Annotated in this window: 26 protein-coding genes; 16 read left to right on the forward strand and 10 right to left on the reverse strand. The window is 65.8% G+C overall.

Translation table 11 applies throughout. The annotated features are described in order from the left end of the window. Window positions 1-175: 175 nt before the first annotated feature. The 4 genes from IM760_RS15155 to IM760_RS15170 all read right to left on the reverse strand — a co-directional run bounded on the left by IM760_RS15155 (window position 176) and on the right by IM760_RS15170 (window position 4,862). Window positions 176-1,384 carry a PepSY-associated TM helix domain-containing protein gene (locus tag IM760_RS15155; protein ID WP_204430923.1) on the reverse strand — a complete coding sequence of 403 codons (1,209 nt, stop codon included), beginning with the start codon at window positions 1,382-1,384 and terminating at the stop codon, window positions 176-178. Next, window positions 1,384-3,537 carry a TonB-dependent receptor gene (locus IM760_RS15160; protein ID WP_239549884.1) on the reverse strand — a complete coding sequence of 718 codons (2,154 nt, stop codon included), beginning with the start codon at window positions 3,535-3,537 and terminating at the stop codon, window positions 1,384-1,386. The genes IM760_RS15155 and IM760_RS15160 overlap by 1 nt, the downstream gene beginning before the upstream one ends. 83 nt (window positions 3,538-3,620) lie before the next feature. Further along, window positions 3,621-4,046, reverse strand: a complete 426-nt coding sequence (locus tag IM760_RS15165) for a hypothetical protein (protein WP_204430925.1) — start codon at window positions 4,044-4,046, stop codon at window positions 3,621-3,623. 102 nt (window positions 4,047-4,148) lie between these two features. After that, the gene (locus IM760_RS15170) at window positions 4,149-4,862 is read right to left on the reverse strand and encodes a phosphoadenylyl-sulfate reductase (RefSeq protein ID WP_204430927.1); all 714 of its coding nucleotides are present in this window, start codon (window positions 4,860-4,862) and stop codon (window positions 4,149-4,151) included. A 224-nt stretch (window positions 4,863-5,086) separates the two neighbouring features. On the opposite strand from IM760_RS15170, the gene IM760_RS15175 reads away from it, so the two are divergent. The 3 genes from IM760_RS15175 to IM760_RS15185 all read left to right on the forward strand — a co-directional run bounded on the left by IM760_RS15175 (window position 5,087) and on the right by IM760_RS15185 (window position 8,185). Continuing rightward, entirely contained in the window at window positions 5,087-5,500 is a 414-nt protein-coding gene (locus tag IM760_RS15175; RefSeq protein ID WP_204430929.1) for a DUF4168 domain-containing protein, read from the forward strand. Between the two features lie 218 nt (window positions 5,501-5,718). Beyond that, window positions 5,719-6,336, forward strand: coding sequence for a YceI family protein (locus tag IM760_RS15180; protein ID WP_204430931.1), 618 nt, complete (start codon window positions 5,719-5,721; stop codon window positions 6,334-6,336). Between the two features lie 193 nt (window positions 6,337-6,529). Continuing rightward, a complete protein-coding gene (locus tag IM760_RS15185) occupies window positions 6,530-8,185 on the forward strand; it encodes a DEAD/DEAH box helicase (protein ID WP_204430933.1) in 1,656 nt (551 codons plus the stop codon). Window positions 8,186-8,237: 52 nt separating this feature from the next. On the opposite strand, the gene IM760_RS15190 is transcribed toward IM760_RS15185, so the two are convergent. Further along, complete coding sequence (locus IM760_RS15190) at window positions 8,238-8,444, reverse strand: dodecin (protein ID WP_204430935.1); 207 nt, start codon at window positions 8,442-8,444, stop codon at window positions 8,238-8,240. Between the two features lie 198 nt (window positions 8,445-8,642). Here IM760_RS15190 and IM760_RS15195 point away from each other — a divergent pair, with 198 nt between their 5' ends. Then, window positions 8,643-9,161 carry an Hsp20/alpha crystallin family protein gene (locus IM760_RS15195; RefSeq protein ID WP_204430937.1) on the forward strand — a complete coding sequence of 173 codons (519 nt, stop codon included), beginning with the start codon at window positions 8,643-8,645 and terminating at the stop codon, window positions 9,159-9,161. Window positions 9,162-9,186: 25 nt separating this feature from the next. On the opposite strand, the gene IM760_RS15200 is transcribed toward IM760_RS15195, so the two are convergent. Beyond that, window positions 9,187-9,909: a nitroreductase gene (locus IM760_RS15200; RefSeq protein WP_204430939.1), complete on the reverse strand. Its 723-nt coding sequence runs from the start codon at window positions 9,907-9,909 to the stop codon at window positions 9,187-9,189. A gap of 64 nt (window positions 9,910-9,973) precedes the next feature. Between IM760_RS15200 and IM760_RS15205 the strand changes: the two genes are divergently transcribed. From IM760_RS15205 to IM760_RS15235, 7 genes are all read left to right on the forward strand, one after another. Beyond that, window positions 9,974-10,489, forward strand: coding sequence for a DUF1643 domain-containing protein (locus IM760_RS15205; protein WP_204430941.1), 516 nt, complete (start codon window positions 9,974-9,976; stop codon window positions 10,487-10,489). Between the two features lie 93 nt (window positions 10,490-10,582). Continuing rightward, window positions 10,583-11,038: a DUF3429 domain-containing protein gene (locus IM760_RS15210; protein ID WP_228233332.1), complete on the forward strand. Its 456-nt coding sequence runs from the start codon at window positions 10,583-10,585 to the stop codon at window positions 11,036-11,038. Between the two features lie 91 nt (window positions 11,039-11,129). Then, window positions 11,130-13,490, forward strand: a complete 2,361-nt coding sequence (locus IM760_RS15215; protein WP_204430943.1) for a fatty acid cis/trans isomerase — start codon at window positions 11,130-11,132, stop codon at window positions 13,488-13,490. Between the two features lie 314 nt (window positions 13,491-13,804). Continuing rightward, entirely contained in the window at window positions 13,805-14,797 is a 993-nt protein-coding gene (locus IM760_RS15220) for a GlxA family transcriptional regulator (RefSeq protein WP_204430945.1), read from the forward strand. Window positions 14,798-14,851: 54 nt separating this feature from the next. Beyond that, a complete protein-coding gene (locus IM760_RS15225) occupies window positions 14,852-16,234 on the forward strand; it encodes an alanine/glycine:cation symporter family protein (RefSeq protein WP_204430947.1) in 1,383 nt (460 codons plus the stop codon). Window positions 16,235-16,290: 56 nt separating this feature from the next. Further along, complete coding sequence (locus IM760_RS15230) at window positions 16,291-16,983, forward strand: response regulator transcription factor (RefSeq protein WP_204430949.1); 693 nt, start codon at window positions 16,291-16,293, stop codon at window positions 16,981-16,983. Window positions 16,984-17,057: 74 nt separating this feature from the next. After that, entirely contained in the window at window positions 17,058-17,936 is an 879-nt protein-coding gene (locus IM760_RS15235) for a GAF domain-containing protein (RefSeq protein ID WP_204430959.1), read from the forward strand. Window positions 17,937-17,945: 9 nt separating this feature from the next. On the opposite strand, the gene IM760_RS15240 is transcribed toward IM760_RS15235, so the two are convergent. The 4 genes from IM760_RS15240 to IM760_RS15255 are packed head-to-tail and all read right to left on the reverse strand — an operon-like array spanning window position 17,946 to window position 21,577. Further along, window positions 17,946-19,211, reverse strand: coding sequence for a sensor histidine kinase (locus IM760_RS15240; protein WP_204430961.1), 1,266 nt, complete (start codon window positions 19,209-19,211; stop codon window positions 17,946-17,948). Window positions 19,212-19,246: 35 nt separating this feature from the next. Further along, complete coding sequence (locus tag IM760_RS15245) at window positions 19,247-20,260, reverse strand: SAM-dependent methyltransferase (RefSeq protein WP_204430963.1); 1,014 nt, start codon at window positions 20,258-20,260, stop codon at window positions 19,247-19,249. Then, window positions 20,257-21,033, reverse strand: a complete 777-nt coding sequence (locus tag IM760_RS15250) for a DUF1295 domain-containing protein (RefSeq protein WP_204430965.1) — start codon at window positions 21,031-21,033, stop codon at window positions 20,257-20,259. The genes IM760_RS15245 and IM760_RS15250 overlap by 4 nt, the downstream gene beginning before the upstream one ends. Then, complete coding sequence (locus tag IM760_RS15255) at window positions 21,026-21,577, reverse strand: DUF2878 domain-containing protein (protein ID WP_204430967.1); 552 nt, start codon at window positions 21,575-21,577, stop codon at window positions 21,026-21,028. The genes IM760_RS15250 and IM760_RS15255 overlap by 8 nt, the downstream gene beginning before the upstream one ends. Window positions 21,578-21,682: 105 nt before the next feature. On the opposite strand from IM760_RS15255, the gene IM760_RS15260 reads away from it, so the two are divergent. The 5 genes from IM760_RS15260 to IM760_RS15280 all read left to right on the forward strand — a co-directional run bounded on the left by IM760_RS15260 (window position 21,683) and on the right by IM760_RS15280 (window position 26,491). Continuing rightward, complete coding sequence (locus IM760_RS15260) at window positions 21,683-22,264, forward strand: nuclear transport factor 2 family protein (protein WP_204430971.1); 582 nt, start codon at window positions 21,683-21,685, stop codon at window positions 22,262-22,264. Further along, entirely contained in the window at window positions 22,243-22,755 is a 513-nt protein-coding gene (locus tag IM760_RS15265) for a chalcone isomerase family protein (protein ID WP_228233342.1), read from the forward strand. The genes IM760_RS15260 and IM760_RS15265 overlap by 22 nt, the downstream gene beginning before the upstream one ends. Before the next feature lie 96 nt (window positions 22,756-22,851). Next, on the forward strand, window positions 22,852-23,616 hold the full coding sequence (locus IM760_RS15270; RefSeq protein WP_204430975.1) for a GGDEF domain-containing protein: 765 nt from the start codon (window positions 22,852-22,854) through the stop codon (window positions 23,614-23,616). A 192-nt stretch (window positions 23,617-23,808) separates the two neighbouring features. Then, window positions 23,809-24,987, forward strand: a complete 1,179-nt coding sequence (locus tag IM760_RS15275) for an OmpA family protein (RefSeq protein ID WP_204430980.1) — start codon at window positions 23,809-23,811, stop codon at window positions 24,985-24,987. A gap of 196 nt (window positions 24,988-25,183) precedes the next feature. Beyond that, window positions 25,184-26,491 carry an acyl-CoA dehydrogenase family protein gene (locus tag IM760_RS15280; protein WP_204430987.1) on the forward strand — a complete coding sequence of 436 codons (1,308 nt, stop codon included), beginning with the start codon at window positions 25,184-25,186 and terminating at the stop codon, window positions 26,489-26,491. Window positions 26,492-26,494: the final 3 nt, after the last annotated feature.

Here is a 26,494-nt window from a genome sequence, read left to right on the forward strand (position 1 = left end):
CCCCCGCCAAGCCCCCAAAACCCACCCCTTTCCACCCCCTACCCCTTCCAAATCAACCCCTTACCGGGGTCAGACCCCTCCACCTTGCTTATCCGGCCTTTTTTCGCGGTGAAAAAGCGCCTCCAAGGCCGCAAAAGACGCGAATTTTTTCGCGATTTTCTTGTTTTTCATGGGCTTAGCGGGGTCCGACCCCGGGTGGGCGGCGGAGCCACAGGGTCAGGCCGGTGAGGATCAGGGCGATGATGGCGAGGCAGGCGAGCAGCATGACGATCTGGTTGGCGCGGCCGAAGTAGTTGCCCATGTGCAGGGCGACGCCGTATTCCACCGTCTTGGCGATGGCGCCATAGTCGTCGAAGCCGGTGTCCACCAGCACCTCGCCGTCACTGTTGAAGTGCAGGGTGCGCTGGCCTTCCGGGCGGGCCGGGTAGGTGTAGGCGCTGTAGGGGTCGCCGGCCTCGGTGGGGATGGAGAGGCGGTAGGCGAGCGGCAGCCCCGCCGCGACCAGTGCGCTGTGCACCCGGTTGATGGCCGCCGCGGAGGTGTCCGGCGCAGCCACTGGCCCATGGTGATGGTGGTGGTCATGAGCCACCGGCACCGTGGGCAGCGGCGCCTGCTGCAGGGCCCAGGGTGCCTCGCCGAGGGTATCCAAAAGCGTCTTGCCGCTGTCGCCGCCGTGGTGGCGCAGCTGCGGGGGGTAGCCCAGGCCCAGGGCGTTGCTCACCGGCGTCAGCACCCGCTCACCGAGGACGCCGGCCCAGGGCAGGCCGGAGAGGATCAGGAATACGATCAGCACGGCGGCGTAGACACCGGTGAGCCGGTGCACCTCCCGCCAGCGGGCGCGGCCGCGCCGTTGCCGGAAGAACAGAAATCCGGCACGTAGTCCGCCGCGCCCCCGTGGCCACCACAGGTACAGGCCGGTGGCGATCAGCACCAGCGCGCAGACCGCCGCCAGTTCCACCAGGGCATCACCGCCCTCCCCCAGCAGCAGCGAACCGTGCATGCGATCGGCGAAGCCCACCAGGGTGTGCGTATAGATGTAGTCACCGAGGATGGCGCCGTCGCCCGGGTCCACGAACACCCGCAAGGGGTCGCCCCGCGCCGGCGTGACGAACACCTCGGCGCTGCGTCCCTCCGCCACCGGCATGTCGATGCGGGTCACGGTGGCGCCGGGATAACGGGCGCGCACCGAGGCCACCAGGTCACCGGCGGGCCGGATGGTGTCGCCGCTGGGGGCGAAGCGCAGCTGCGGGTAGATCCAGTCGTTCAGTTCATCGTTGAACAGATAGATGGCGCCGGTGATCGACAGGATCAGCAGAAACGGCGCCGTGCACACTCCCAGATAGAAATGCCAGCGCCGAAGCATGGCGAAGCGCCCGGCCGCCATCAGAAGCGCCCGGTCCAGCCGATCTCCACGGTGCGCGGCTCGCCGATGTAGACCTGGGTGGCGCTGTAGCCGGACCAGTCGGCGTAGAACTCGTCGGTGAGATTGCGACCGCGCAGGGTCAGGGTGCCCTTGGCCACCGGGTAGCTGATCCAGGCGTCCACCAGGGTGCGCGCGTCGACCCGGTATTCATTGGCGGTGCTGGTAAAGAAGTCGCCGGTGTAACGCACCGCGCCGCCCAGGGTCAGCGGCAGGGCCGCCAGGGTGTAGGCGCTGCTCAGGTTGGCGGTTTTCTCCGGCACATTGGTGAGGCGGTTGCCGGACAGGTCCACGCCGCCGGCCCCCAGCAGCTCGTCGTATTCCGCGTCGTTGTACGCGCCGTTGAGGTTCACCCACCAGCGCTCATGGGGCCGCAGGGTCAGGTCCACTTCCACCCCCTCGGCGCGCAGGCTACCGCCCTGCACGGACAAGGCCGGGTTGGCCGGATCGCGGGTGAGAATGTCGTCCTGATCCAGGCGATACAGGGAGACCGTCAGGGTGGCGCGGTCATCCAGCAAGGCCGCGCGGCTGCCCACTTCCACCGCCCGCCCCTTGCTCAGATCAAACTCCGCGTTGCTGGCGCGGCTCAGCAGCAAGCCGCTCACCGGCGACGACGCCCGGTTGTACTGGGCGAACACCTGCACCCGGTTGCTCAGGTCGTAGACCGTGCCCAGCCGCCAGGACAGATCCTCGTAGGTCTGCCCGAAGGTCTCCCGGGTGCCGGCGGCCAGGTCATCAATGCCGCGATCCAGATCCAGGTATTCATAGCGCAGGCCGCTGACCACCACCCAGTTGGGCGTCAGATTCAGGGCGTCCTCCACGAACAGGGCGCCGCCGGAAACCTGGCTGTCGTAATCCGCCCGGGAGCCGTAATTGGCCGGGCTGTTGGGCGGCAGGTAACCCCGATCCGGGTCGAACGGATCCACCGAGGTGGTGGTGCCGAAGCGGCGCCGGCTGTCGAAGTCCGTGTACTGGTATTCCGCGCCCACCGCCAGACGATGGCGGCGCTCGCCGAGCCGGCCGTCGTAAACGCCGTAGAAGCGGTCGGTGGCGAACCGGTGATGGTGGTTGATCAGCGTGGTGCCGCGATCCAGTTCGCCGGTGGCGTCGTTGTAGGTGAAGTCCTCGGAGTTGGCCCAGTCGCGGTTGGCGTTGTAGAGACTCAGTTCGTTGACCAGCCGCCACTGGTCGCTGAGCTGGTAGTCCGCCTTGGTGCGCAACCACTGGCTGTCGGCGGTCATCTTGCCGTCGCGTACGTTGTAGTTCTCGTCGCGCATGGACTCATCCAGCACCAGCCCGCCGCCGGACACCACGTCGCTGGGGTCCCGCGCCACGTCCGCCGGTACCAGCGGCGTGCCCTGGTAGGGCGTGGCGTAACGGTCGCTATACAGGTCCAGGGCGGCGCTCAGGGTCAGCCGGTCGGTGGCCTGGACCAGGATGCTGGTGGTCAGCGCGGTGGTCTCGCTGTCGGTGTCGTCCACGTAACCGCTGCTCCGGCCGTGGCTCAGGTCGGCGCGCACCGCCACGTTCGGATTCACCACCCGGTTGGCGCCCACGCCCAGACGCAGGCTGTCGTGGCTGCCGTACTCGATCCGGCCGTCGTTGCGGTCGCCACTCAGGTCGGGCTTGCGGGTCACCAGATTAATAGTGCCACCCAGGGCGCCGCTACCGTGCAGTACCGACGCCGGGCCCTTGAGAATCTCCACCTTCTCCAGGTTCCAGGTGTCCAGGTTGCGCGACACCAGGGACGGGTCCGCCACGCGCACCCCGTCGAACAGGTACCCTACATCGGTGAGGCCGCGCATGGACACCGACGCCGGCGAGCCGGGAATGTTGCCGGCGGCCACCCCGGGGGCGCTGCGGTACAGCTCGATCAGATTGCGCAGGCCCAGCTGCTCGATGTCCTGGCGGCCCACGGTACTCACCGTGGCCGGCGTCTCCCGCTCACTCAGACCCAGGCGGCCATCGGTGGTGGTGGGCGATGCGGGCGCATCGACCGGGTCGGCCACTTCCACCGCCTCCAGGCGGTGCGGAGGCGTCTGCGCCCAGGCGGCGGGCATCAACAGGGACAGGACGAACAGCGGGCCGACTCGATCGGCGCGGACAGGCAGGCGCAACAGGGTGTACTCCGGACGGAAAGATCGCGCGCCAGCCTAGCGATCCGGCCGGGAAAGGGAATGTGGCGTTTTGTCGCAGCCGCTCAGGAAGCCGGGGCGGGCAACAAGATTTCCACGACCTGCCGTTGCACCGGCTTGCCCGGCTCGGTAAAGCGGAACCCGCCTACCTCGGTGCGGCCCGGCTCCAACTGCAGCGCGGATTGCATGCGCCGCTGCAACGGCGGATCGACCCCGTCATACAGTTGCGCAATGTCCAGCTCGTACAGCGTGGGACCCCGGCGGCGAATGTCGATGCGATGGTCCTCGCCCTCGCTGTGCCAGCGGGTGCGGGTGTCGGTGTTGCGCAGCTCGATCACCATCACCCGGGTGCCGTCCCGCTCTTCGTGCAGGATACGCAGGTCGTCGTGCCAGGGGGCCGGCACGCCGGGCAGCAGGCCGCCGCGCCAGGCGGCGACCAGGGACAGGATCAACAGGCCGACAATGGCCAGGAAGCGGAAGGGGCGTTTCATGCCGGCAAGCTTCTCCGAAGACGGTAGGAATTGGAAGCCCGGGTTCGGATCGATGGCCAAAAAAACGGGCCGAAGCCCGTTTTTTTCAGTCGCGCGGTGCGCCTAGAGGTGGATGCCGCACTCGGTCTTGCTGGAGCCCTGCCAGCGGCCTTCGCGGCCCTCGCCCTTCCAGGTGCAGTGGCTGCAGCCGATGGAGTGGTAGCCTTCCTCGACCAGCGGATGGAACGGCAGGTCGTGGTCGGCGATGTAGGCGTCGCGCTGCTCCCGGGTGACGTCAATCATCGGGTTGAATTTAATCATGCCGCGACGTTCCTCGAAGATTTCCAGGCCGGCGCGGTGCTCGGTCTGCCAGCCCATCAGGCTGGAAATCCACAGGTCGTAGTTTTCCTTGGCGTCTTCCAGGGGCTGCACCTTGTTGACCTGGCAGCACAGGTCCGGGTCGGTGCGCCACATCTGCTCATCCTGAGTGATCTGATGCTGGCGCGGGTCGGCGCGCAGGTCGATCACATCCAGCTTGAAACGCTCGATCAGGTATTCCTTGTAGTCCAGCGTCTGCTGAAAGTGGTAACCGGTGTCGATGAAGTGAATCTTCTGCTGCGGCCGGATACTGGAGATGATGTGCAGAAAGTAGGCCGAGGTGGCGGCGAAGGACGAAGTCACCATCACCTTGTCCGGAGCAAAGTCCTGATACACCCGGCGAATGCGCGCCTCGAAGTCCAGCGGGCGGTAGGCCTGGTTGAGGGCGTCGATGGCGTCCCGGGAGAGGCCGGCGCTGTTGTCGCCCACGCGTGTGATCAACTCTGCTGCGTTACCCATGACGTTGCCTGTCCTTATCGCGATGCGAATAACGTATGAGCGGCCATGATACGGGGCAGCGAATCATTTAAAAGAAATATATGGTGCTATTTTTATGCCCAAAGGGAATATGACGCTTTACACCATTTGACGCTTTCGGCGTGAAACTCCCGGCGCCGGACCGGTCTTATCTGATGGACGCGGGAGACGCGTCCGGCTCACCATCGAGAAGGAGTTTGACGACCATGAAGAAGCCCGTTCTGTCCCTGTCCGCCCTGTTCCTCGCCCTCGGTCTGAGCGGCAATGCCCTGGCCCAGCCGTCGCAGGGTCAACAAACCACGCCCGGCCAGGCTCCCGCCGCCGAGACGCCGCGTCCGGCACAGCCGGCCCTGGGCGAGTCCTCGGACATTTCCGACGATGAGGTGGCGCGCTTCGCCGACGCCCAGCAGCGGGTGGAGGAGATCAAAGGCGCCTACCGGGTCAAGGTGCAGGAAAACACCGAACAGCCCCAGCAGGCCATGGAGGTGCAGCGCGAAGCGCAGCAGAAGATGGTCCAGGCGGTGAAGGATTCCGGTCTGGAGGTACGCAAGTACAACCAAATCGCCCAGCTGGCCCAGTACGATGCGGATCTGCGCGAGCGCATCGAGAAGCGGCGCTGACCCGCGGGTTCAATGAGGGAGGGGGAGGGGCACTCCTTGGCGTCCAGCCCCGCCACCCTCGGCGGTGGCGGGGTTTCCCCTCCCCGTTTCCCTCGCCCTCTGTAGCCCCGATCCCATCGAAAAATCCGAACAAACCGTGCCGGTGAGACGGTGGCTCCCGCCCCCGTCCACCGGCTAGGCTTACAGACTCATTCCAACGGCTTTCGTAAGGAGACGTTATGCGATCCGCCCTCGCCGGCCTGTTTGCCGCCGCCCTGCTCGCCACCGCCGCCCCGGCGCTGGCCGCGCCCACCGAATACACCCTGGACCCGGGCCACACCCAGGTGCGTTTCTCCTGGAACCACTTCGGCTTTTCCGTGCCCGAGGCCAACTTCAACGATGTCAGCGGCACCCTTACCGCCGACCCGGATGACCCCACCGCCGCCCGCGTGGACGTGACCATTCCGGTGGCCAGCGTGGACACCCACGTGCCGGCGCTCAACGATCACCTGCTCAACAAGCCGGAGTTCTTCAAGGCCAAGGAACACCCCACCATCACCTTCAAGAGCACCGGGGTGCGGAACGTGGCCGAGGACCGTCAGTCCTTCGAGCTGGTGGGGGACCTGACCGTCAACGGCATCACCAAACAGGTGGTGCTGGACACCACCGTCAATAAAGTGGGCAAGCACCCCATGTACGACGGCGCGCCGGCGGCCGGCTTCAACGCCACCACCACTCTGAAGCGCTCCGATTTCGGCATGGACGCCTACGTGCCGGCGGTCAGCGACGAGCTGGACGTGCGCATCACCGTGGAAGCGGTGGAAGCGGACGCTTTCGCCAAAAAGCAGGAAGGGTAATTCGCTCCCCTATCGCGACTGAAGCGGAATGCCGCTCAGTCGCGATAGCCACAACCACCGCACTCCAAACCCAGAAAAAGCGTGCATTTCCGCCACGCCTCACGTATAGTCCGCCTCCCTCATTTCAGGGCCACGCCGGCACCGCACTGATCGACACGCCCGGCCCAGCGCCCGTCCACCGAAAGGTCTGTGCATGTCGTTCGATACCCTGGGCCTGCCCGAGTCTTTGCTCGGCGCAATCGCCCGTCTTGGCTTTGAAACTCCGTCCCCGATTCAGGAACGCAGCATTCCCGCCCTGCTGGAAGGCCGCGACCTGCTTGGTCAGGCGCAAACCGGCACCGGCAAAACCGCTGCCTTCGGCCTGCCGCTGCTGGCCCGTCTCGACCCGCAACTGAAAGCACCGCAGATGCTGGTGCTGGCCCCCACCCGCGAGCTGGCGCTGCAGGTGGCCGAGGCCCTGGAAACCTTCGCCTATGGCCTGCCCGGCATCACCGTCACGCCGATCTACGGCGGCGGCGGCTACCGGGATCAGCTGCGTGCCCTGAAAAGCGGCTCCCAGGTGATCGTCGGCACCCCCGGCCGGGTGATGGACCATATGGAGCGGGGCAGCCTGCGGCTGGACCAGTTGCGCGCCCTGGTGCTCGACGAAGCGGATGAAATGCTGCGCATGGGCTTTATTGACGATGTGCGCTGGGTGCTGGAGCGCACCCCGGCGGCCTGTCAGCTGGCGCTGTTCTCCGCCACCATGCCGCCGGCCATCAAGACCATCGCCGACCAGCATCTGAAATCCCCGGAGTGGATCCGCATCGACGGCGGCGCCGCCAGCACCGGCGAGCGCATCCGCCAGCGTTACTGGCCGGTGGCCGGCATCAATAAGCTGGATGCCCTGTGCCGTATCCTGGAAGCCGAACGCCACGACGGCGTGATCGTGTTCGCGCGCACCAAGCAGGCCACCATCAACCTGGCCGAACAGCTGCAGGGTCGCGGGTTCCGGGCGGAAGCCCTCAACGGCGACATGCCCCAGGCACAGCGCGAAACCACCGTGGCGCGGCTGCGCGAGCACCGCATCGACCTGCTGGTGGCCACCGACGTGGTGGCACGGGGCCTGGACGTGCCGCGCATCACCCACGTGTTCAATTACGACATGCCCACCGACCCGGAAGCGTACGTGCACCGCATCGGCCGCACCGGCCGGGCCGGCCGTGACGGCGAGGCGATCCTGTTCGTGGCCCGTCGGGAACAGGGCCTGCTGCGCGGCATCGAGCGCACCACCGGCCAGCGCCTGACGATGATGGATCTGCCCTCGGTGGACGACCTGAACCAGCGCCGCCGGGACGCCTTCCGGGACCGCCTTAGCGGCGCATTAAAGCATGCCGAAACGGACGCCAACCGAGCCCTTCTGGCGGAACTGTCCCAGGAGCTGGAACTGCCGGCGGAAGATCTGGCGGTGGCCCTGGCCACCCTGATGTTCGAGAAGGAACCCCTGTTCCTGAAGGCCGTGCCGGTACGTGCCCCTCGGGAAATGCGCGAGGCCCGCGAGCCGCGCGCCAAGCAAGGCGACCGCAAGCCGGCCGGCAAACGCGAACGCAAAGCCGGCAAGGCAGCCCGCCCGGCGGGCCCGATGAAGATCTACCGCGTCGCGGTGGGCGAGACGCACGGGGTCCGACCCGGAAATCTGGTCGGGGCGATTGCCAATGAGGCGGGGTTGAGCAGCGCGCAGATCGGTGCGATCCGTATTCATCAGGATCACAGCACGGTGCAGCTGCCGGAGGCGCTGAGCGCCAAGCAACTGCACCAGCTGCGCACCGCGCGGGTGTGTCAGAAAATGCTGGAACTGGAAGTCGTATAAGCCGTTCGGGGTGGCGGCGCCCGCCGCCGCCCCTTTTCCGTCAGCTCAGGATTCAATCCACCCGGAAGCCCACGTTCACGACCACCTGGAAGTGAGCGACCTGGCCGTTTTCCACGTGCCCGCGGGTCTCCTTGACCTCGAACCATTCCACGTTATCCACGGTTTTGCTGGCCGCCGCGACGGCGTTGCGCACCGCGTCCTGGATGCTGTCCTTGGATGAACCGACCAGCTCCAGTTTCTTGTAAACGTGCTCGCTCATGTTTGCCTCCTTTCGTGACTGTCCCTCCAGGTTTGATTGTCGGGCGCCCCGGTTTCAAGAGCGACGGCGCGGGTTTTACGGTTATTTCGCAAATCACACGATGCTGACGCCGGTCAAGGGACGGTGACGGATGGGGCTTGAATCGCCGCCGACGGGCCTTAATCTGAAACGGAAAAGGCTGTCAGAAGGAGTTGCACCATGAGCACCCAAGGCAAACTGCATCCCTGGAACTGGCTGAGCAAGGAGTCCAGCCGTGACCGGCCGCTGCCCCAGCGGCGCCCGTCCCATCCGCTGCTGCGCTGGGATCGGGAGTTCGACAACTGGTTCGAGCAGATGCTCGGCGACATGGCCTGGACCACCCCCGCGCCTCACGCGGAACCCTCGGCCCCGTTCCGTCCCAATATCGACATCGTGGAGAAGCCGGACCGCTACGTGATCACCGTGGAGGTGCCCGGTCTGGGGCGCGACGATCTGTCCGTGGAACTGGACGGCGACGCCCTGGTGATCAGCGGCCGCAAGGAAGAGACCCGGCTTAACGACGAGGACGGCTATCACTACAGCGAGCGACGCTTCGGCCGTTTTCAGCGGTTGCTGACGCTGCCCGCGGACGCGGACGGCGACGCCCTCACCGCCGCCTTCGACAACGGTCTGCTGACCCTGGACGTGCCGCGCCACGAAAACCACCCGCGCAGCACCCGCAGCATCGATATCCGCTAGCCGGCCCCGCCGGCGCACCGAAGCGTCAGCGCCGCGCCAGGGTCAAGGCGTCCGCCGGCAGCTTGTCCGGGTGGAACCGGTTGACCGTCGCGTCCGTGTCCGGGTAGCCCAGCGACAGGCCGCACAGCAGCTGGTAGTCCGCGGGAATCTCGAAGTGGCGCTCCAGGGGCGAGCGCCACAGCCCCAGGGCGCCCTGGGCACAGCTGCCCAGCCCCTCGTCCACGGCGGCCAGCATCAGGGTCTGCAGGAAGATGCCCGCGTCCAGCACGCTGTAGACCCCCAGCCCCCGGTGCACGAACAGGAAAAGCGCCGCCGGCGCGCCGAAGAAGCGGAAGTTGGCGGCCATCTGCTGGTGCCGGGCCCGGTGGTCGTCCCGGCCGATGCCCAACATCCGGTACAGGCCGCGGCCGGTGGCCACGCGCCGGGGCTGCAGATCATCCGGATAGCGCTGTACCGGCCGGAAATCCCCGTCCGGCAGGCCCGGGTCGCGACGCAGGACCGCCAGGGCCTTTTTCCAGGCCGGCGCGCGCTGCAAAGGGGCCAGCCGTTCAAAGCGGCGGCTCAGGTCGTCGCGAAGCGCTTCCAGCACCGGACCGGTGGCCACGGCGATCTGGTAAGGCTGGGTATTGGACCAGCTCGGCGAGGTGGCCCCGCGCGCCAGCAAGCGCTCCAGCACCGGACCGGGCACCGGCCGGTCGCGGAAGGCCCGCACGCTGTGGCGCGCGTTCAGGGCGTCGACAAATTCCATGGAGGGTTCCCGTTTCCATCATTGAGACTGGCGGCATTCTGGCAAATCCGTACACTGGCCCGCCATGACCCGACGCGACGACATTCCTTCCGTTTCGATCACCCCCACGCTCCAGCGCGGCGCCAATTTCTCGCGCTGCCGCCGCTACCGCTACGCCCTGTGGCGCCGCTGGGGCGAAGGCGGGGATTACGTGCTGCTGGTGGGGCTGAATCCCTCCACCGCCGACCATCGCCAGGACGATCCGACCATCCGCCGCTGCATCGGCTTCGCCCGGGATTGGGGCTACTCCGGCCTGTGCGTGGCCAATCTGTTCGCGTTCCGGGCCACCTACCCCCGCGACCTGTTCGCCGCCGACGATCCGGTGGGCCCGCGCAACGACTGGTGGCTGCGGCGTCTGGCCGGCGATGCCTCCCTGGTGGTGGCGGGCTGGGGCAATCACGGCACCCATGGCGACCGCGCCGCGCGCGTGCGCCGCTCGCTGGGAGACCTGCATTGCCTGCGCCTGAACGGGTCCGGCGAGCCCGCCCATCCGCTCTACCTGCCCAAAACCCTGACGCCGTTCCCTATGCCGCCAGGCTGACACGCCACCCCGCTATTCTTTGCATCGCCTTCACGTTCGCTTGGCGACAATCCGCCGTCTGTTTCCAGGGGTGTCGTACCAGGGAGTGAACCGGTGACCGACCGATTCCAGACACGCAATATCCTGGCCGCGCGGGTGATGGGGATCGCCGGCCTGATTCCGTTCTATACCTTTGCCCTGCTGGCCTGGCACGACGCCCTGCGCGGCGGCGCGCTGACCGCGGTGGTCAGCTACGCGGCCGTGATTCTGTCGTTTCTCGGCGCGGTGCACTGGGGGCGGGCGCTGGCGCGGCTGGAAAGCCGCAACCATATCGGTACGCTGGCGTTCGGCGTGGTGCCGGCGCTGCTCGGCTGGGTGGCGCTGCTGCTGCCGGTGGAGTTCTCCCTGCCGATGCTGACCGCCGGGCTGGTGTTCGTGTGGGGCACCGAGCAGATGATGTTCTTTGATGTTCTTCCGTCCTGGTACCGCCACCTGCGGCACCTGCTCACCGCCGGCTCGGTGCTGGCGCTGATGATCGCCTGGGCGGCGGCGATGATGCCTATGTTCTGACACCTGAGTTCTGAAACCTGGGCTCTAAAGCCTGTCATTTTCCCCGCGGCGGCGCTCCGCTAGACTCTGCGCAATTATACTGGAGAGCTTCATGGCCGCCGTTCGCCGTTTGCCCCTGATCGGGGTCCGATCACTGGCGCTGCTCGCGCTGACCCTGCCGCTGCTGGGCGGTTGCGACGACACCGCCAAAGCCGCGCCGCCGCCGCCCGCCTCGCCGGTGACCTTCCAGAATGACGTCCGTCCAATCCTGGAAACCAAATGCATCGCCTGCCACGGCTGCTATGACGCGCCCTGCCAGTTGAAGCTGGAAACCGCCGCCGGGCTGGACCGGGGCGCCTCCACCGAGCCGGTCTACAAGCAGCGTACCCAGGCCGCCGCCCCCTCCCGCCTGTTTATCGACGCCACCAGCACCGCCGACTGGCGGGAAAAAGGCTTCTTCTCGGTGATCGACAGCACCGAGGGGCTGGAAGCCTCTCTGCTGTACCGCATGCTGGAACTGGGCCGCGCCCATGAGTTCACCCCCGGCGAGCCGCTGCCGGACGACATCCAATTGGGGCTGAAGCGGGAAAACCAGTGCCCCACCCCGGAGCGCATGGACGAGTACGCCGAGGCGCACCCCCTGGGCGGCATGCCGCTGGGCACGCCGGCGCTGACCGACCAGGAGTTCGCCACCCTCCGCGCCTGGCTGGCCGCCGGCGCGCCGCCGGGCAGCGACGAAGTACAGCTGTCCGCGGACGAGCAGCGTCAGATCCGCGCCTGGGAAACCTGGCTTAACCGGGACGGCAAGCGCCAGCAGCTGGTGGCCCGCTGGGTGTTCGAGCACCTGTTCCTGGCGCATCTGTATTTCGACGACGGCAGCGGCCGCCGGCCGGACCATTTCTTCACCCTGGAGCGCTCCCGCACCGCCCCGGGCAAGGCGCTGGTGCCGGTGGCCACGCCGCGCCCCAACGATCCGCCCGGCGGCGAGTTCTGGTACCGGCTGCGGCCGGTGAAGGGCACCCTGGTGCACAAGACCCACATCACCTACGCCCTCAGCGACGCCAAGCGGCAGCGTATGGAGACGCTGTTCTTCGCGGAACCCTGGACGGTGAGCAAGCTGCCCGGCTACGGCGAGGACGAGCGCGCCAACCCGTTCACCACCTTCGCCGCCCTGCCCGCCCGCGCCCGCTACCAGCTGATGCTGGACGACGCCGAGTACTTCGTGCGCACCTTTATCCGGGGCCCGGTGTGCCGCGGGCAGATCGCCACCGACGTGATCCGCGACCGCTTCTGGGCGGTGTTCCAGGAACCGGACCGGGACCTCTTTATCACCGACCCGGACTATCGCGCCAAGGCCGCGCCGCTGCTCGGCCTGCCCGGCCAGGAGGGCAAGCTGATCGACCTGGGCCCGGAGTGGCTCCGCTACACCCACCGCCGCAACGAGTACCTGCGTCAGCGGCACGACGCCTATGCCGTCGCCCAGCCCGACGGGCCGGGCTGGGACAGCGTCTGGGACGGGGACGGCGACAACGGCAACGCCCTGCTGACCATCTTCCGGCACCACGACAATTCCTCGGTGCGCCAGGGTCTGATCGGCGATTACCCGCTGACCACCTGGGTGATGGACTACCCGCTGTTCGAGCGGTCCTACTACAACCTGGTGGTGAATTTCGACGTGTTCGGTTCGGTGTCTCACCAGGCGCAGACGCGGCTCTACTTCGACCTGATTCGCAACGGCGCCGAGCAGAACACCCTGCGCTTCCTGCCGGCGGCGGCCCGCAAGGGCATCCTCGACGACTGGTATCAGAAAACCGGCAAGCTGAAGCTGCTGATCAGCTACGCCGACGCGGACGGCGAAACGCCCACCGCCATCGAGTACCACAGCGCCACGCCCATGAACGAATTCAACGCCGGCCTGCTGTCGCGGTTCGCCGGCATCAATGCCCGCCCGGACCCGATCAACCGCTGCGGCGACGGCGATTGCGTGCGCGAGACGGCCAATGCCCTGGAGCGCCGGGTGGAGACCGCCCTGGCGCCCCTGGCGTCGCGAACCGCCGCCGACCTGCCGGTGATCAACTGGATGCCGGAAGCCAGCCTGCTGCTGGTGGACGGCGACCGGGACAGCACCGTCTATTCCCTGCTGCGCAACCGCGCCCACTCCAACGTGGCGTTCATGTTCGGCGAGTCGCTGCGCTATCAGCCGGAAAAGGACACCCTGACGATCTACCCGGGGGTGCTGCTCAGCTACCCCAACTTCATGTTCCAGGTGACCGCCGCCGATCTGCCCGCCTTCGCCCGCGCCATGCAGGCGGCGCGCGACGAGGCCGACTTCACCGCCCTGGTGGAGCGCTTCGGCCTGCGCCGCACGGAAACCGATTTCTGGCAACGGGTGCAGGCGCCGCTGCGCTACATGGAGCAACACGAACCGATCCAGGCCGGCATCCTCGACCTCAACCGCTACGGCAATTTCTAAGCGGGGGCCGCCAGGGATGGTGGCAACAAAAAAATCGCCGGGAGCGATTTTTGACGTCACGGAGTGACGGCCCGGAGGGTTGCTGCCAAGGATGGTGGCAACAAAAAAAAGCCCCGCTGATAAGCGGGGCTTAAACACTACCGTCATAGCTTGCCTGCCGGAGCAGGCTCCCGAGCCTGATGACGATATTTCTCTCATGCGTTCCAGTGTGGCCGATAGGATGGCAGCCGGCGCCCCGGACTGGTATTGTCGCCCGTGACTAATTCATGGTCATTCGCGACAAACCCCGCCCTGGCCCCGGAAGCAAAGACGATATGTATCAAGTCAGTGTACTTGCCTACGACGGCGTATTCGCCTCGGCCCTCACCGGGGTCATGGACCTCCTCAACCTGACCGGCGTGACCTGGAACCGCATTCACGGCCAGCCGCTCAACCGCCAGTTCAAGGTGCAGGTGGTGTCCCGGGGCGGCCAGCCGGTGCGCTGCACCGCCGGCATGCGCATCGCCGTGGACAATGCCCTGGAACGGGTGGATCAGTGCGACCTGGTGATCGTGCCGACCATCGGCAACGAGATCACCCAGGTGCTGCGCCAGGAACAGGAAAGCCTGGAATGGCTGCGCTTTCTGCACGCCGGCGGCGCCGATCTGGCCAGCAACTGCACCGGCGCCTTTCTGCTCGCCGAGGCCGGCCTGCTGGACGGCCGCCGCGCCACCACCCACTGGGGCTACAGCCGGCTGTTTCGGGAACGCTACCCCCAGGTCAATCTGGACGAGCGCGAGCTGATCACCCGCGACGGCAATATTTTCTGCGCCGGCGGCGGCACCGCCTGGCGGGACCTGACCATTCTGCTGGTGGAGCGTTATTGCGGCGCCGACCTGGCCCGGGAGCTGGCCAAGGCGTTCGTGATCGATGTGCGCAACGATCCGCAAAGCGTCTACGCCGGCCTGCCCGCCAAGACCTACCACCGCGACGAGCAGGTGCAGCAGGTACAGGCCTGGCTGCACGAGCATTTCGCCGAAGGCACCACCCTGGCGGACCTGGCGGAGCGGGTGCATCTCAGCCCCCGGCAGTTGCAGCGGCGCTTTACCAACGCCCTGGACGAGCCGCCGCTGCAGTATCTGCAGCGGGTGCGCATCGAAGCCGCCCGCAAGATGCTGGAACGGGGCGCCACCAACCTGAGTCATCTGGCGGAGCAGGTGGGCTACCAGGACGTGAGCAGTTTCTCACGGCTGTTCAAGCGCCACACCGGGCTGTCTCCCAGCCATTACCGCCAGCGTTTCGCCCGCGTCGGCGCGCTGCGCGACTGAGCGCCCGACGCGGCGCGGTGACGGGCCCCGGCGACCCTGCTACCGTACGTCGCCATGAACGACTATTACGAACGGCTCGATAACGCCCTGGGGGCGGTGGTGGGGTTTCTGTGGGGGCCCCCGCTGGTGACGCTGCTGGTGGGGGGCGGCGTGTTTTTCCTGCTCTATTCCCGGTTACTGCCCTATCGCCATCTGCCCGACGGCGTGCGGCTGCTGTTCAGCGGCCCGGACCGGGACGACGAGGGCACCCTGTCCCATTTCCAGGCGCTCAGCACGGCTCTGTCCGGCACCCTGGGCATGGGCAACGTGGCCGGCGTGGCGGTGGCCATCTCGGTGGGCGGCCCCGGCGCCATTTTCTGGATGTGGGTGAGCGCCCTGGTGGGCATCGCCACCAAGTTCTACACCTGTACCCTGGCGGTGATGTACCGCGGCCGCGACAGCGAAGGCACCCTGCAGGGCGGGCCCATGTACATCATCCGCGAGGCCCTGGGGCCGCGCTGGCGTCCGCTGGCCTATTTCTTCGCCCTGGCCGGGCTGCTCGGCACCATGCCAATCTTCCAGATCAATCAGCTCACCGAGGTGGTGCGGGTGGCCATCGCCGTGCCCGCCGGCTGGACCGCCGCCGACGCCCATTTCGGCTTTGATTTGCTGTTCGGGCTGATTCTGGCGGCGCTGGTGCTGGTGGTGGTGGCCGGCAAGCTGCCGCGCATCGGCAAGGTCACCGGCGTCCTGGTGCCGGCGATGATCGCCGGCTATCTGCTGCTCACCGCGGTGACCCTGGTCAGCCACGCGGACCAGGTGGGCCCGGCGCTGATGCTGATCGTGCGGGACGCCTTCACCGGCGAGGCCGCCGCCGGCGGTGTGCTGGGCGCGGTGATCATCACCGGCATCCGGCGCGCGGCGTTTTCCAATGAAGCCGGCATCGGCACCGAGGCCATGGCGCACGGTGCCGCGCGCACCGGCGAACCGGTGCGCGAGGGCCTGGTGGCCATGCTCGGCCCGATTATCGATACCCTGATCGTCTGTACCTGCACCGCCCTGGTGATCCTGATCAGCGGCGTCTGGGAAAGCGGCGACGACAATGGGGTGAGTCTGACCCTGGCGGCCTTCGAGGCGCTGTTCGTGGATTACAGTGGCGTCATGGTGGCGGTGCTGGTGGGCGTGCTGAGCCTGAGCACGGTGGTCACGTTCTGGTATTACGGCGCCAAATGCCTGGGCTTTCTGATCGGCGCCCGGCACCAGCATCATTATGTCTGGTTCTATCTGTGCCTGGTGGTGATCGGCTCGGTGGCCTCCCTGGATCTGGTGATCAAGGTACTGGACAGCATGTACGCGCTGATGGCGCTGCCCACCATGCTCGCCGCGTTGCGCCTGGCCCCGCGGGTTAATCAGGCGGCGAGAGCCTATTTCCAGCCACGGTCGTGTGAGCAAAATTGACAGCGCCTTGACGTGCCGCGCCCAATAATAAAACGTGAATTACAGGAGAGGGTATCGTGCAGAATCTGTCCGTGTTGCTGGTGGAAGACCATCGTCAGCTGGCTCAAACCGTGGTGGAATTCCTGGAACAGGAAGGCGCCATGGTGGATTACGCCAGTGACACCATGCTGGCCCGCTCGCTGGTCCAGGAACATCATTACGACATCCTGATCCTGGACGTCATGCTGCCCGGGGAGGACGGTTACACCTTTTGCCAGGCCCTGCGCAAGGAAATGGCCAAGGACATGCCGGTAATTTTCATGACCGCCCGCGATCAGCTTGACGATAAGCTGGAAGGTTTCGCCCGCGGCGGCGACGATTACATCGTCAAACCCTTCGCTCTGCCGGAGCTGGTGGCACGGGTGCGTGCCCTGGTTCGCCGGGAACGTCGTGAAGTGGCCGCCAATCTGCTCACGGTGGCCGACCTGGAACTGGATCCGGCCCGTCAGGAAGTGCGCCGCGACGGCCAATTATTGAAGCTTTCGCCCACCGCGTTTCGCATTTTACGAATTTTGATGCGCGAGTCTCCGAAGGTAGTCAGCCGTGAGCAACTCGAGCAGGAACTGTGGGGCGACCTGGTGCCGGACTCCGACGCCCTGCGTAGTCACTTGTATAACCTGAGAAAAGCCGTCGACAAGCCGTTCGATACCGCTTTATTGGAAACGCAGCCCGGCGTCGGTTTCAGCATTCGGCCGCCACGGGAAGACTGAGCGGGCCCCTTGCGGTGTGGCGTTCACGAGCACAGAATGATGCCCTCATTCACCGACCAAATACGATAACGAATATGAATTGGGGGAAAAGCCACTCCTTCTCGGAATTCGTCGATACCCAACTGCTGGATCTGCAATCACGGTTCGGCATGGCGATGTGGTTTCTGACGAGACAACGCGGTGAGGAATGGCTGCTTTTGAACGCCTGTGGCCAGGGCTACGACCTGGGACGCGGCGATATGCTGCGCTGGCGCGACAGCATTTGTCATCGCCGGGTCAGTGAACAGGGGCCACTGATCTGCCCGGACGTGGAGGGCGAGCCGCTTTACAACGACGCGCCCATCACCCGCCGGCTTTCGATTCGTGCCTACATCGGCCTGCCGTTGCGCGACCAGAACGATCGCCTGTTCGGCACGCTGTGCGCCATGGACCCCGCGCCGCAACCCCTGCTTGACCAGAGTGATATCCGCGAGGCGCTGCGCCGCCAGAGTCACCTGTTGGAAACCGCCCTGATCTGGAATCTGGCCGGCCTGGACCAGCGCCGCATCGCCGAGTTTCTGGAAGAAGAAAGCCGTGATCCGGATACCGATTTACTGGATCGCATCGGCTGGGGCCGCATTCTCGACCAGGAGCGCCGGCGCTGCGAGGTTTACGGCCTGGAAGCGGTGGTACTGCGCCTGCACGGCGCCATGCTGTGCGCCGAGCAGCGCCAGATGGTGGCGGACTCCATCGCCGCCATGATCCGCCACCAGGACATGGCCGCCTATCTGGGCCATGATCAATTCGCGGTGCTGCTTACCGAAAGCAATCTGGCTTACGCCGAAGAGGTCCGCCAGCGCATGCTGGATGCGCTCAACGCCAAAGGGGTACTGATGCGTTGCGACGCGGAATCCCTGTCCCTGATGCGCGGTCTGATGCAGCCACAAATGCTGTTCGACGGCGCCATGCACTGAGCTTCGGCGTCAATCGCCGAAGCGAACCCGCACTTCGGTCCCCTTGCCCGGCTGGCTGGCCACATCCAGTGACCACTGGAAGCGCTCACACAGACGCTGCACGATGGCCAGGCCCAGACCGTGCCCGCCTTCGCTGCTGGTGCCACGCTCGAACGGCTTGAGAAAACGGGCCAGTTCCTCGGCGTCCATACCGGCGCCGGTGTCCTCCACATGGATGGCGTTGTCGGCGACGACGATGGTGACGTGCCCGGAACCGCTGTAATTGATGGCGTTGCGCACCAGGTTGGTGAGCACGATATTAAGCACCGTCTCCGAAGCGTGCAGGGTCAGCAGCGCGGTCTGGCGCACCTGCAGACGGATCTGCTTGCGCTCCGCCAGTGGCTGTAGACGATCCAGCAAGTTCACCGCCACGTCGTTGACCACCAGCTCCTCTTCCTGCACCGGCTGCTGCTCGGTGCGCGCCAGCAACAGCAGGGTTTCCACCAGCGATTCCATATCGTCCACGGTGTCGCTCATGCGACCGATAATGGGCCGGTCGCCGACCTGCCGGGCCAGCAGTTCCAGGTTGGCCCGGAATACCGCCAGGGGCGTGCGCAGTTCATGGCTGGCGTCACGGGTAAACTGCCGCTCCCGCTCGACGAACCGCAGCAGCCGGTCGGCGTAGGCGTCCAGCGCGGCCAGCAGCACGGCGGCCTCGCTGCCGGGCTCCGCTTCCACCGCTTCCAGATTCGGCCGGGCCTGGGAAGGGTCATCCACGTCGGTGTGGCGCAGAATTTCCGACAGCTTGACCAGCGGCGACACCAGCGCGCGGGATTTGCGCCAGCCCAGGAACGAGGTGAGATAAATCACCAGCAGCACGGCGGTGAGCGGCAGAATACCGAACAGGAACGCCAGCACCGACACCCGCTGCTCGTCGAAAATCAAATACAGGCGGGCCTCACCGTGGTGTTCGATGTAGACAATGGGGTTTTCGCCGTCCAGATAAACCCGCTGATAGCCGTCCGGCAAATTGGCCAGCACCGGCGGCACCGGATCGTGGGTATCGGCGTCTTCCAGCAACCCGAGCAGGTGGCGGGTATTGGGGCGGGGAAAATCGTCGTCGCGATCGTGCAGGCTCCAATAATGCTCCGCCTCCTTGATCAGCGCTTCCTTGACCAACACCTGCTCGATGATCTGGGCGGTGGCCCAGACCCCGAACACCGTGGCCATGCTGATAAACAGAATCTGGATCAGGAAAACCCTGGTCAGACGGTGCTGAACGCCCTTTCTCGCCATGCCCTTCTCGGTATCCCCACTGCCCGCCGGCGGCTTCACGGATCGCGGCGAAACAGGTAGTGCCCCACGAACCATTCCTCGCCGTCACCATAATTGAACAGCTCGGCGCAGGCCATGAAAAACATGCGCCAGCGCTGCAGCCACAGCGCCCCTTCGCCGGCGCCATAGCCTTCGTCGAGCAGGGCCACCAGTTCGTCCCGGCGCCGGTCCGCGTTGTCCAGCCAGGCCTCCAGGGTGCGCCCGTAGTGACGGCCGTTGACCGCCCAGCGCTGCTCCTCCACCAGCGCGCCGGCGCAACGCGGCAGCCAGTCGTAGGCGGGCATCACCCCGCCGGTGAAGAAATAGCGCCCCATCCAGTTGCTGGCGCCTTCGGTCTCGAACAAATAGGTCAGCGAACGGTGGCAGAAAATGTGCACGAACAGCTTGCCGCACGGCTTCAGCCAGTCGTGCACGCGGCGCATCAGCTCGCTGTGGTTGCGCATGTGCTCGAACATCTCCACGGACACCACCCGGTCGAAGCACTGGTCCGGCTGAAACCGGGCCACATCGGCGGTCAGCACGCGCAGGTTGGTGAGCCCCAGGCGCGCGGCCCGGGCGGTGATCCAGGCGCGCTGGGTGGCGGAATTGCTGATCGAGGTGATGCGGCTGTCCGGGTATTGCTCGGCCATCCACAGGGACAGGGAGCCCCAGCCGCATCCCAGTTCAAGCACGTCCTGCCCATCATCCAGGCCGGCCCGCTCGCAGGTCAGCGCCAGCATCGATTTTTCCGCTTCGGCCAGGGTCGATGACGGGCCGTCCCAGTAGCCGCTGGAATATTTCAGGTGGGGACCGAGCACTTTCTCATAAAAGCGCGAATCCACCTCATAGTGCTGTTCGTTGGCTTCGTCCTGGGCCACCGCGATGGGGCCCCGGGACAGCTCCTCCAGCAGCCGCGGCTGCTGGTCCCCGCGCCGTTCTTCCTGATGCAGGCGTTTACGCAGCAAACGATGAATGCCGGCGCGAATCAGCCGGTCCGGCAGCAGGCCGGACTCCGCCATACGAATGATCATTGACGCGGTCTCCAGGGGATAAAGGGGCTGGTGGTGCGTTGGTACTCGCGGTAATCGTCACCACGGGACTTGAGCGCCTGCTTCTCCGTATAGGGGATGCCGGTGACGAACCACAGGAACAGGAACATGGCCACCGGCAGCAGCCACAGCCAGGGCCAGTGCGGCGCCGTGGCGGCGGCGATCAGCGGATAGCTGAACCAGTGCAGCCACTCGAAGAAATAGTTGGGATGGCGGGAATAGCGCCACAGGCCTTCCCGGCAGGTCTTGCCCTTGCTGTCCGGGCGCGCCTTGAAGCGCGCCAGCTGCCGGTCCGCCAGGGCTTCGCCGACGATGGCCACCGCCCCCACCACCAGGCCCAGATTCACGAACAGGGGAATGAAATCCGGCTGCTGGCTGATCGCCCACATGGGCAGGGAGAACAGCCAGGCGAGACCGGCCTGCAACCAGAACACCAGCAGAAACACCGGCTGGGCGGCGCCGCCCAGGCGTTCCCGCATGGCCGCGTAGCGACCGTCCTCGCTGCCCTCTCCGATCACGCGCTTGAGAATGTGGCTGCCCAGGCGCAGCGACCAGGCCAGCAACAGCACCCCGGCGATCAGGCGCGGCACGCTCTCGCCTTCGCCCACCAGCAGGTAAGCCAGGCCGGTGATGCCGGTGCCGAAGCTCCAGGCCACGTCCACGTAGCCGGCGTTCCCATTAAGCCATTGCACCGCCCAGGCCAGGCTGAACGCCATCAGCAGCAGTGCCAGGCTGAACCAGAGTATCTCAGGCATAGTCGTGTACCTCCTTGTCCGAACCACGGGCCAATCGGCGGGCCGCGAACGCCAGTGCGGGCACCACCAGCGCCCAGACCACGCAATAGGTCACCGCCAGCGGCCACCAGCCGTGGGGCGTGGTGGCCGCCCCCAGATGAATGCCGACGGTCACCGAAAAGACGCCGCCCACGCCACCGAACAGCGCCGCCAGCGCCAGCCTCGGCCGCAACCACGCCAGGCTGTAGTTGAAGCTCACCGCGAAGCCCAGCCACAGCGCCCAGATCCAGGCCGGGGCCAGCCAGCCCAGCGACCAGTCCTGGTAGCGGATCAGCCCGGAGGCCAGCCAGGCGGGCTCACACAGCAAACAGGCCACGGCGCCGGTGGCCAGCAGCGGCAGGTCCCGGCGCCAGGCCCGGTTAAGGGCCCACACCCCCGCCTGCATCACCACCAATACCATCAGTGCCCAGCCACCCCAACCCCGGGCGCCCCCGTAAACGGCGACGAACCAGAGCAGTTGGAAACCCACGAAGTTGACCGCCAGCGCGGCGAATGATCGGTTCATGCGATGGAGCTTGGGCCCGCCACCGTCAAAGCCCTGTGAACCGGCTTCACAGCGGTTTCACCACCCGGCGGCGACAGTAGCCGTCACGTCACAGGAAGCTCAGTCATGGCCTATCCAACATTCTTGATTCGCGCGCTGCTCGCCCCCCTGGCGCTGACGCTGCTGCTGACCGGCTGCGCCAGCCGCGCCGCCGATCAGCAGCAGGGTTATTCGCACCTTTACGAGCAGGGTCTGCGGTCCCGGCAAGGCGCCAGCCCGGTCTCCGATCAGGCCCTGCAGCGGTTCATTGACCTGTATTCGCCCATCGACGCGGACTACATCGAGGCCCATCTGGACGACGTGTACGCGCCGGACCTGTATTTCAACGACACCCTGGCCACCATTTACGACCGCGAAACGCTCAAGGCACACATGCTGAAGACCGCCGAGCGGCTCGATTACATGAACCTGGACGTGCAGCAGACCTGGCGGGACGGCGAGGACGTGTTTCTGCGCTGGATCATGGAGACCCATTTTTCAATCATGGGCAGTGAGCGCGAGGCACGGACCATCGGCATCTCCCAGCTGCGTTTCGACGACCAGGGTCGGGTCATTTTCCACCAGGATTTCTGGGACAGCAGCCAGGGCCTGGATCAGCATTTGCCGATTCTCGGCACGGTGACAAGATGGTTAAGAGAGCATCCCTGATCGCGCTGCTGGCCTGGACCGTACAGGCCGGCGCCACCGATTTCGAGGCCATGGCCCGCTGCTCCACCGGCGACGTCAAGGCGCTGAAAATCTTCGACGTGGGCCAGGCCTCGCTGTACCGGCAGGACTGCGCCGTCGACGACCCGCTGGCCCCGCCCCTGCGTCTGGCGTTCGGCTATAACCGGGAAGTGCCCGGCGATGCCTTCGCCAAGGCCGCTCGTAAAATGATCGAGCGTAACGTGGACGAAGCGCGCTTCCAGGCACTGCTGCCGCGCCTGGAAGCCTTCAACCAGCATTACCGCACCACCCGCGACGGCGACCGCTACACCCTGGACTACGACACCGACGGCTCGCTGGTGCTGCGCCTCAACGGCGAACCCCTGGCCCGCGAAAAAGGCCGCGACTTTGCCCAGGCCTACTTCACCATCTGGTTCGGCGACCGGCCCTATTCCGACGATCTCAAGGACGCGCTGCTGAATACCGGCGGCTGAGCCCTTGCGCCCACGGCGGCGACGCCGGATACTTCCCGCAAAACGTCCGCCAACGCGGACAAGAAGCCGAATAAGTATGATTTGTGGGGATTCGCCATGGCCAGTGCACCGCAAGGGCACCTCAGCCAGACCAAGCCGGTGCTGAACCGGGACCGGTTCCATGCGTTGCGGCTGACCACTCTGTGCACCCTGATCGCCATGGTGGCCTCGCTGCTGCTGACCACCGTGGGCGTGCTGCTCACCGGCCAGCGGGACTGGCTGGCGGCCATCACCCTGGCCCTGCTGATTCCCCTGCTGCTGGCACCGGCCTTCTGTTACCCGGTATTCAGCCGGCTCTCGGCCCTGGCGCGGGAAAACCGGCAGCTGCGCCGGCAGGCCCGGGAAGACCACCTGACCGGCCTGTTCAACCGGCCCCATCTGTTCAGCATGCTGGAGCGCGAACTGTCGCTCAGCCAGCGCCACGATTACGCGGTGTCCATTCTGCTGGTGGAGATCGTGGACTTCACCGACCTGCTCGACCGACACGGCCGGCGCCTCTCCGATCAGCTCCTGCGGCTGTTTTCCGAGCGCATTCGCGACAAGATCCGGGAAAGTGACCTGTTCGGCCGCATCGATGGCGCCCAGTTTCTGCTGGTGTTGCCGCATACCGACTACCAGGATGCCCAGCATATGGCCGAAGGGCTGCGCGCCCTGAGTGCCACCATCGAACTGCACCAGAACGAACAGGCGGTGGACTTCAGTATCCGGATCGGCGCCGCCTGCACCGAAAACAGCGGCCGCCAGCTCAACGCCCTGCTCAACGAGGCGGACTACGCCCTCTACCAGAACCGCAACGATCACCGCACTCAGGAAACCGCCTGACCCCCGCCGCGCGTCAGTCTTTTTTCTCATAAAAATAAATTACTTTTTTACAAAAAATTCTTTTTGTTGTTTTTGCCGACATCTCTTTGTAAATTTTTTATTAACCCCGCCACCGGCCATTTACAGTTCTGCCCCTTAAGGCAAAACTGCAGAAGCTGTTTTTCTGCCTACCAAGAAAACAAGGAAGGAGTTATGGACGCCAAACGTTTTCTCGCATCCAGCATCGCATGCGCCTCACTGGGAATGGCCTGCGCTGCCAACGCCGCTGACATCCCCGATCGCTATTTCTATCTGGGTGGTCACATCAGCCAGCAGTGGCTGGATATCGGTGATCACTACGAAGGTGATGGTTACATCAGCGACGATTTCTATCAGCAGGACACCGTGACCCTGCCGGGCGGCCAGATCGGCTACCGGTTCAACCACGACTGGTCCGTGCAAGCCTCCTACGAGCGCAACAACATGGCGACCAGTGACGGCCAGGTTTACCTGCGCAACAACTTCGCCAGCCTGCGCCGCCACTTCGGCGACCAGGATTCCGCGTTCGAGACCTACCTGGGTATCGGTGGTGGTGAAACCCGCACCGAGTTCACCAGCGACAGCGGCGATGACTTCAAGGAAGGCATCGGTGGCCTGGAAGCCGGCATGCAGGCCGGTCTGGCCAACAACCTGCTGCTCGACGTGGGCGTGCGCCCGACCTACAGCTTCCGCAGCGAACGCTGGGACGGTGAAGTCTATGCGGGTCTGAACCTGCTGGTCGGCACCCACCACGACAGCAAGCAGGAGCCGGTGACCGAGACCGCCACCGATTCCGACGGCGACGGTGTTCCGGACAGCCGTGACCGCTGCCCCGGCACTCCGGCCGGCGCCCAGGTGGATGCCCAGGGCTGTGAGCTGGACGACGACGGCGACGGCGTGGTCAACAGCAAGGACCAGTGCCCGGACACCCCGGCCCGTGCCAAGGTGGACGAGAAAGGCTGTCAGGAATATCTGACCAAGGACGTTAAGGAAACCCTGTACGTTCAGTTCGGCCTGGACAAGTCCGAGGTTCGCAAGACCTCCTACCCGGAGCTGGAGAATCTGTCCAACCGCATGTACGAATACCCGTCCGCCAACCTGGTGCTTGAAGGCCACACCGACAGCACCGGTTCCGCCGCTTACAACAAGAAGCTGTCCAACGAGCGTGCCGACGCCGTGAAGCGGGTTCTTGTCAATGAGTTCGGTATCGACGGCAACCGCATCACCACCGAAGGTTACGGTGAGGAACGTCCGATCGCTGACAACAGCACCCGTGACGGCCGCGCTCAGAACCGTCGCGTGGAAGCGATCATGAAGGCGAAAACCGAAGAAGCGCAGTACAAGAACAACTAAGTTCAGGTACTGTTGCTGATCGAAGAGAGGGCCGGCATCCGCCGGCCCTTTTTTATGCACCCCGCATCAGGCCAGCGGCATAAAGCAAGCCGCCGGGCTGACTACTCCGACACACCCCTCAGGCAAGGCAGCCAAACGGCCTCCCGCTCCCCTCGCCCATAATCGGTCCATCTTTGAATCGACAAAGGACCCGACCATGGCGAAAGACGCGATCGGCTTCGCCCTGAGCACCCTCAACCGGCTTGCCGGCTCCGAATTCCTGGACCGCCTCGGCCTGCGCCACGGCGCGGAGCGGCTGGCTTATCGTCTCACCAAAAGCGGCTTCCAGGTGATCACCACCAGTGCCCGCGCGTTCAAGGCCAGCGGCAAGCCCGATCGGCCCGCGCGTCTGCACGCCCCCGGCCAGACCACGGATCTGTTCGATCTGGGCATCACCGAAGAGCAGCAGATGATCCGCGACAGCGTGCGCGGCTTCGCCGACGAGGTACTGCGCCCGGGCGCCGAGGACGCGGACGCGGCCCAACGCACCGACCCGGCGGTACAGGAGCAGGCCCGCGAACTGGGTCTGAACTTCTTCGCGGTGCCGGAAAGCCTGGGCGGCGCCGCCGCCGAGCGCTCCACCGTCACCAGCCTGCTGGTGGCCGAGGAACTGGGCCGCGGCGACATGGGCCAAGCGGTGGCCATTCTGGCGCCCATGGGCGTGGCCAACGCGCTCACCCAGTGGGGCACCGCCCTGCAGCAGGACAAATACCTGACGCCCTTCGCCGGCGAGAATCCGCCGCTGGCCACCATCGCGGTGTGCGAGCCGCGCCCGCTGTTCGATCCCTGCGCGCTGCGCACCACCGCCACCCGTGACGGCGATCACTGGGTGCTCAACGGCGAGAAATCCCTGGTGCCGCTGGCCGCCGAAGCGGAGTTGTTTCTGGTGGCCGCCGAGACCGGCGAAGGCCCCGCCGTGTTCATCGTGGAAGGTGGCAGCGACGGCCTCGGCGCCGGCGAGGACCCGGCCATGGGCATTCGCGCCAGCGGCCAGCGCCCCCTGAAACTGGACAACGTACGGGTCCCCGCCGACCAGCGTCTGGGCAACGAGGACTTCGATTACCGTGCCTTCGTGGATCTGGGCACCCTGGCCTGGTGCGCTCTGGCCATCGGCACCGGCCAGGCGGTGCTCGACTACGTGGTGCCTTACTGCAACGAGCGCCAGGCGTTCGGTGAACCGATCAGCCACCGCCAGGCGGTGGCCTTCATGATCGCCGACATCGCCATCGAGCTGGACGCCATGCGCATGCTTACCTACCGGGCCGCCTGCCGCGCGGAACAGGGTAAATCGTTCCAGCGGGAGGCCCATCTGGCGCGCACCCTGGTCAAGGACAAAGCCATGAAGATCGGCACCGACGGCGTACAGCTGCTCGGCGGGCACGGCTTCACTCACGAATACCCGGTGGAGCGCTGGTACCGGGATCTGCGCGCCATCGGCGTGGCCTTTGGCGGACTGCATCTGTAAGGG

Source organism: Alloalcanivorax marinus (genome assembly GCF_016906305.1).
Lineage (GTDB): Bacteria > Pseudomonadota > Gammaproteobacteria > Pseudomonadales > Alcanivoracaceae > Alloalcanivorax > Alloalcanivorax marinus.